The sequence below is a fragment of the Pseudoduganella sp. RAF53_2 genome (assembly GCF_052113985.1).
Taxonomy (GTDB): domain Bacteria; phylum Pseudomonadota; class Gammaproteobacteria; order Burkholderiales; family Burkholderiaceae_D; genus Rugamonas.
In genome coordinates, this window is record NZ_JBFRDW010000334.1 from 1 (window position 1) to 6,574 (window position 6,574).

Consider the following 6,574-nt stretch of genomic DNA (forward strand, 5'->3'; position numbering starts at 1 on the left):
GCGTGAAACGGTTGGAATTGTAGATGGCGCCCGGCGGCAAAGGCTCGCCCGGCATCGCCAGCTCGTCGCCGGTGAAGAACACCGCCACGCGCAGCTTGCGCTTCACGGGCAGTTCGGCCAGGCCCACCGAAGCAGCCAGACCCATTTCAGCGCTGCCCATGCGCGTGCCCGCAGGCAGGATCACGCTGCCATTGGTAATGTCTTCGCCGGCCCGGCGAATCCATTCACCGGACTTTGGCGTGTGGCGGATCGTCACCACATTGCCATTCAGCTCGCACTGCTCCTGCATGACCACCGCGTCGGCGCCTTCAGGAATCAGGGCGCCGGTAAAGATGCGGGCTGCCGTGCCAGGCAGCAGCGGCTGCCCCACGTGGCCCGCCGGAATGCGTTGAGAAACCGTCAGCGAAGCGCTGCCGCCGGCGCAATCGGCCGAGCGTACGGCATACCCGTCCATCTGGGTGTTGTCGGCGCCGGGCACGTTCATGCCCGAGACTTGCGACTTCGCCAGCACGCGGCCATTGGCCGCCAGGGTGTTGACCGTCTCGATCTCGGTGACAGGACGCGCGGCAGACAGCAGGAAGTCGAGAGCTTCCTTCACTGCCAGCATGGGCTTCGCTTGGGGTTTGTTCATTGCTTACAGTCCGGTGTTTTCGGCGATATACGCCTTCATCTTTTGCACGTCCGGCGGCATGACGACGAACTTCTGCGGCAGCTTTTCGATGTCTTCGAAACCTGCAGGACGCTCGGCATCTTCGCCCAGCGCTTCCAGAATGGTTTCGTTGAACTTCGCAGCCAGCGCCGTTTCCAGCACGATCATCGGCACACCAGGCTCCATGAACCCCTTGGCGACCTTGATACCGTCGGCGGTGTGGGTGTCGATCACGATACCGTAATCGTCGGCCACGTCGCGGATGGTCTGTACGCGGTCGGCGTGGGTGGACTTGCCGGATTTGAAGCCGTACTTGGACACCAGCTTGAACTCGTCGCCATCGCTGCCGGGCTTGCCGGACAGGTCGAAGCCGCCCGCCGTTTCGACCTTATGGAACAGTTCGCGCACGCGCTTGCCGTCGCCGGCAGTCAGGTCGAAAATGAAGCGCTCGAAGTTGGACGCCTTCGAGATGTCCATCGACGGGCTGGTGGTGTGATAAGTCTCAGCCGACTTGCGCACACGGTACACGCCGGTGCGGAAGAATTCGTCCAGCACGTCGTTTTCGTTGGTTGCAACCACCAGCTTGTCGATCGGGAGGCCCATCTGGCGGGCGATATGGCCAGCGCAGATATTGCCGAAGTTACCCGAGGGGACGGTGAACGACACCTTCTGGTCATTGGCCGTGGTGGCCGCCAGGTAGCCGCGGAAGTAGTACACCACCTGCGCAACCACACGCGCCCAGTTGATCGAATTGACGGTGCCGATCTTCTGGCGGTTCTTGTATTCCAGATCGTTCGAGACTGCCTTGACCATGTCCTGGCAATCATCGAACACGCCTTCGACTGCGATGTTGAAGATGTTCGGGTCCTGCAGGGAGAACATCTGCGCGGTCTGGAAGGCGCTCATTTTCTTGTGCGGCGACAGCATGAAGACACGAATGCCCTTCTTGCCGCGCATCGCGTACTCGGCGGCGCTACCGGTATCGCCGGAAGTCGCGCCGAAGATGTTCAGTTGGGCGTCATGCTTGGCGAGCGTGTATTCGAACAGGTTGCCAAGCAGTTGCATGGCCATGTCCTTGAAGGCCAGCGTGGGGCCATTGGACAGTGCCTGCAGCACCAGTTTTTTGCCTGCGTTCTCTTCGAGTACGCGAAGCGGAGTAATGTCGGCAGATTTCTCGTCCTTGCGGGCGTTGCGGTATACGTCGGCGGTGTAGGTCTTGTGGGCCAGCGCCTTCAGGTCTGCTTCCGGGATATCGGTGGCGAACTTTTTCAGGATTTCTACGGCCAGGTCGGCGTAGGACAGCTTGCGCCAGGCGGTCAGCTCGGCGTCGCTAATCTGAGGATACTCAAACGGGAGGTACAGGCCACCATCAGGTGCCAGGCCGCCCAGAAGGATGTCGGAAAAATGCTGTGGGGATTTTGCTGCGGCCGACGCGTCGGCACGGGTAGACACGTATTGCATAAAGTAAGAAATCCGGTTGAGCAAGGTTCGACGGATTTCTATTATAGTGCCAAAAACCATAGGCGTGACCCCAGTGGCTGCCACGGCGTGGCAGCCACTTGTTTTACGCCCCGGGTTTTGGTCAGCAGGCCGGGTGATTCACCGTCACCACGTGAACGGCCAGGCCGCCCAGCGAGGTTTCCTTGTACTTGGCCTGCATGTCCGCGCCGGTCTGGCGCATGGTTTCGATGACCTCGTCCAGCGAGACAAAGTGCGTGCCGTCACCCTTCAAGGCCAGCGATGCAGCGGTAATCGCCTTCACCGCGCCCATGCCATTGCGTTCGATGCAGGGAATCTGCACCAAGCCACCGATCGGGTCGCACGTCATGCCGAGGTGATGCTCGATGCCGATTTCGGCGGCATTCTCAATCTGGGCGTTGGTGCCGCCCAGCGCAGCCACCAGGCCGGCAGCGGCCATCGCGCAGGCCACGCCCACTTCGCCCTGGCAGCCAATCTCCGCACCGGAAATGGACGCATTGCGCTTGCACAGCATGCCGATCGCCGCTGCGGTCAACAGGAAGCTGCGGACGCCGGTGACCGGATCTTGCGGCTTGCAGTCCTCTGCATAATATTTGAGCACTGCCGGAATAATGCCCGCTGCGCCGTTGGTCGGCGCCGTGACGACGCGGCCGCCGGCGGCGTTTTCTTCATTGACGGCCATCGCGTACAGGCTGACACCGTTCAGTGCATCGTGCGGCAGATGGTCGGCCTTGTCCGGCTTTTGCGCCTGGCGCCACAGGTCGGCGGCGCGGCGCTTCACGTGCAGGCCGCCAGGCAACTGGCCATTGGTTTCCAGGCCGTGCTGGATGCAGTCGCGCATCACGTTCCAGATGCGATCGATACCGGCGTCCAGCTCCTGATCACCGATGCGGGTCAGCTCATTCGCGCGCAGCATCTGCGGGATGGTCAGGCCGGTACGCTCGCCATGGGCCAGCAGATCGGCCATGGTGTCGAATGGGTACGGCAGTGCGGCGCCTGGCGCGCCATCAGTGCCTGCCTGCTCGCCTTCAGCGCGGATAAAGCCGCCGCCGATGGAGTAATACACCTTGCGCAGCGTGCTGCCGTCCGCGCGCTTCAGGGCGAAGCGCATGCCGTTCGGGTGCTCCGGCAGATTTTCGGTCTTGTGGAAGATCAGGTTGGTGGTAGCGCTGAACGGCACGGCTTTCTCGCCCAGCAGCTTCAGGGTCTTCGCCTCTTCAGCGGCCGCCAGCATGCTGTTCACCGCGTCAGGATTCACGCCCTGCGGCGTTTCGCCCATCAGGCCGAGGATCACGGCCTTGTCGGTGCCGTGGCCGACGCCGGTCAGTGCCAGGGAACCAAACAGCTCCGCTTCCACTTCAACGACATCGTCCAGCGGACTGTTCTCGACCAGGAAGCGGCGTGCCGCCACCATCGGGCCCACGGTATGCGAGCTGGAAGGCCCGATACCGATCTTGAAAAGGTCGAAAACACTCATGTCCATAAATTTGTCTCTCTTTATAATGAATAACGGCGGGCTTGTGGCCCGCCGATCGATTTACGCCGCCTTGCTGAGGCTTACGTCGATATTTGCCAACATGTCCTTCACCATCTCTTCCACGCCGATGCGGGCCTTCCAGTTCCAGTCCGCGGTAGCCTTGGAATCGTCCAGGCTTTGCGGCCAGCTGTCGGCAATGGCCTGGCGGCTGTCCGGAGTGTAGGCGATCTTAAACTCCGGCACCGCACGGGTGATTGCCGCCGCCAGCTCTTCCGGATTGAACGACACGCCCGCCACATTGTAGGACGAGCGGATCTTGATTTGTTCCGCCGGTGCTTCCATCAATTCGATGGTGGCGCGAATCGCGTCCGGCATGTAAATCATCGGCAGCGTGGTCTTCGGGCCGAGGAAGCAGTCGTAACGCTCGCCGCGCAGAGCCGAGTGGAAGATGGCGATCGCGTAATCGGTCGTGCCGCCGCCTGGAGGCGACTTGAAGCTGATGATGCCCGGGTAGCGGATCGAGCGCACATCCACGCCATACTTCAGGAAGTAGTATTCGCACAGGCGCTCGCCGGCCAGCTTGGAAATGCCGTAAATCGTGGTCGGGTCCATCACCGTCATCTGCGGCGTGTTCTGCTGCGGCGTGTTCGGGCCAAACGCCGCGATGGAAGACGGCCAGAAGATACGTACCGGCTTGCCCTGCTCGCCGCGCACGCGCGCCACTTCCAGGATATTCAGCAGGCCATCCATGTTCAGATCCCACGCCTTCAGCGGCGCTGCCTCGCCGGTGGCGGACAGCATGGCGGCCAACTGGTAAACCTGGGTGATGTTTTCGTCGGCCACCAGTTTTTCCAGTGCCGCCTTGTCCATCACGTCCAGCACCTGATAGCGGGCTGCGTTGTAAAGGTTCTTTGGACTGATATCGGTGGCGATGACATTGTCGGTACCGTGCTGCTTTGCCAGCGCTTCGACCAGTTCGCTGCCGATTTGACCGTTTGCGCCGATGACGAGGATGCGTTCCATGTTTGATTCCTGTAATTCCGATTAATTCTTGATGATGCCGAGTTCTTTGCCAGCCTGTTCGAATGCTGCCAGGACTTTGTCCAGCTGCTCGCGGGTATGGGCGGCGGACAGCTGCACGCGCACGCGCGCCTGGCCCATTGGCACCACTGGATAGAAGAAGCCCGACAGCAGCACGCCCAGTTCATACATACGTGCCGCGAATTTTTGTGCGACTGGCGCATCGAACAGCATCACCGGCACGACCGGATGAGTGCCTGGCTTGATGGTGAAGCCGATACGCTCGATCTCCTTGCGGAAGTAAGCGGTGTTTTCATGCAGGCGATCACGCAGTTCGGTCGATTCGGACAGGCGCTTCAGCACTTCCAGCGAGGCGCCGGCGATGGATGGGGCCAGGGTGTTCGAGAACAGGTAAGGACGCGATTTCTGGCGCAGCGTGTCGATCACTTCCTTGCGGCCGGAGGTGAAGCCGCCCATCGCACCACCCAGCGCCTTGCCCAGGGTGCCGGTAATGATGTCGATCTTGCCGACGACGTTGTGGTGTTCGTGGGTGCCGCGGCCGGTCTTGCCCATGAAACCGGAGGCGTGGCACTCATCGATCATCACCAGCGCGCCGTATTTCTCCGCCAGTGCAACGATCTCGTCCAGCTTGGCGATGGTGCCGTCCATGGAGAACACACCGTCGGTCACAACGATCTTGTGGCGCTTGTCGGCAGCGGCCTGCAGCTGCTTTTCTAGGTCGGCCATATCGTTGTGGGCGTAGCGGAAGCGCGCAGCCTTGCACAGGCGGATACCGTCGATGATGGAGGCGTGGTTCAGCGCATCGGAGATGATGGCGTCGTTCTCGTCGAACAGCGGCTCGAACACGCCGCCGTTGGCGTCGAAAGCGGCCGCGTACAGGATGGTGTCTTCAGTGCCCAGGAATTTGGAGATCGCCTGCTCCAGCTGCTTGTGCACGGTCTGGGTGCCGCAGATGAAACGCACGGAGGACAGGCCATAGCCGTATTTTTCAGTGGCGGCAATGGAAGCCTGCGCCACCCACTCCTGGCCCGACAGGCCCAGATAGTTATTGGCACACATATTGATCAGGGTGCGGCCGTCTTCGGCTACCACTTCAGCGCCCTGGCGGGACGCAATCACGCGCTCCGGCTTGTACAGACCCTCTTGCTGGAGCTTTTCCAGGCTCTGTTTCAGTCCGGTGTAAAACGCATTGGTCGCTTGGCTCATGATCATCCTCTGTATATATGTGTTGACCGGGTGGATTCTAAAGTTTACTCTTATTCCACTGATTCTTCAGAAATCCACTATCCTGAACACGGATTCAATATACCGAATCCTACTTTACTATATTGAACTCTGCAAGCGTGAAACCGACTGTTGCCAGTAATGCACCGCCCGAAGTGGGCGCCACCCTGCAGCGCCTGCGCCTCGCGCGCGGCCTGACCTTGGAAGATTTGTCCCGCATCGCCGGTGTGTCGAAGTCGATGCTGTCCCAGATCGAGCGTGAAAAGGCGAATCCCACCATCGCCATCACCTGGCGCCTGGCCAATGCGCTCGGCGTGGCCATCGGCGAACTGCTGTCGGATGTGGAAAGAAATGTCGAAACGATAAAAGTGGTCGATGCGCACGAAACGCCTACCCTGCCCGGCGCGCATGCAGGCTATATCCTGCGCATCCTGGGGCCGATGGAACTGGCCGGTAAATATGAGTGGTACGAACTGACGCTGGCGGCGGGCGGCGAGCTGGTGTCCCAGCCCCACGATCCCGGCACCACCGAGCACTTGACGCTTCTACACGGTTCGATGGAGCTGGAAGTCGGTAATACCAAGAAGAAGATCAAGCTTGGCTCCACCGCGCGTTATCCGGCGGACCAGCACCACGCTATCCGCAATCCCGCCAAGACCGAAGCCAAAGGGCTCCTGGTCGTCATCCACCGCTAAACCGTAACC

6 protein-coding genes are annotated in these 6,574 nt (G+C 60.8%); 1 reads left to right on the forward strand and 5 read right to left on the reverse strand.

All coding sequences use genetic code 11. The features are described 5' to 3' along the window. From AB4Z11_RS19150 to kbl, 5 genes are all read right to left on the reverse strand, one after another. Positions 1-631, reverse strand: a 631-nt coding sequence (locus AB4Z11_RS19150; protein ID WP_442026931.1) for a molybdopterin molybdotransferase MoeA, incomplete at its 3' end; no start/stop codon positions are given. Positions 632-634: 3 nt separating this feature from the next. Next, positions 635-2,110 (reverse strand): threonine synthase, encoded by a 1,476-nt coding sequence (thrC, locus tag AB4Z11_RS19155; RefSeq protein ID WP_442026932.1) that lies wholly within the window; start codon positions 2,108-2,110, stop codon positions 635-637. Between the two features lie 121 nt (positions 2,111-2,231). Further along, positions 2,232-3,611 (reverse strand): L-serine ammonia-lyase, encoded by a 1,380-nt coding sequence (locus tag AB4Z11_RS19160; protein WP_442026934.1) that lies wholly within the window; start codon positions 3,609-3,611, stop codon positions 2,232-2,234. Between the two features lie 54 nt (positions 3,612-3,665). Beyond that, positions 3,666-4,628, reverse strand: a complete 963-nt coding sequence (locus tag AB4Z11_RS19165) for an NAD-dependent epimerase/dehydratase family protein (protein ID WP_442026935.1) — start codon at positions 4,626-4,628, stop codon at positions 3,666-3,668. A 21-nt stretch (positions 4,629-4,649) separates the two neighbouring features. Then, complete coding sequence (gene kbl, locus AB4Z11_RS19170) at positions 4,650-5,852, reverse strand: glycine C-acetyltransferase (protein ID WP_442026936.1); 1,203 nt, start codon at positions 5,850-5,852, stop codon at positions 4,650-4,652. Between the two features lie 137 nt (positions 5,853-5,989). Here kbl and AB4Z11_RS19175 point away from each other — a divergent pair, with 137 nt between their 5' ends. Beyond that, the gene (locus AB4Z11_RS19175) at positions 5,990-6,565 is read left to right on the forward strand and encodes a helix-turn-helix domain-containing protein (RefSeq protein WP_442026938.1); all 576 of its coding nucleotides are present in this window, start codon (positions 5,990-5,992) and stop codon (positions 6,563-6,565) included. Positions 6,566-6,574: the final 9 nt, after the last annotated feature.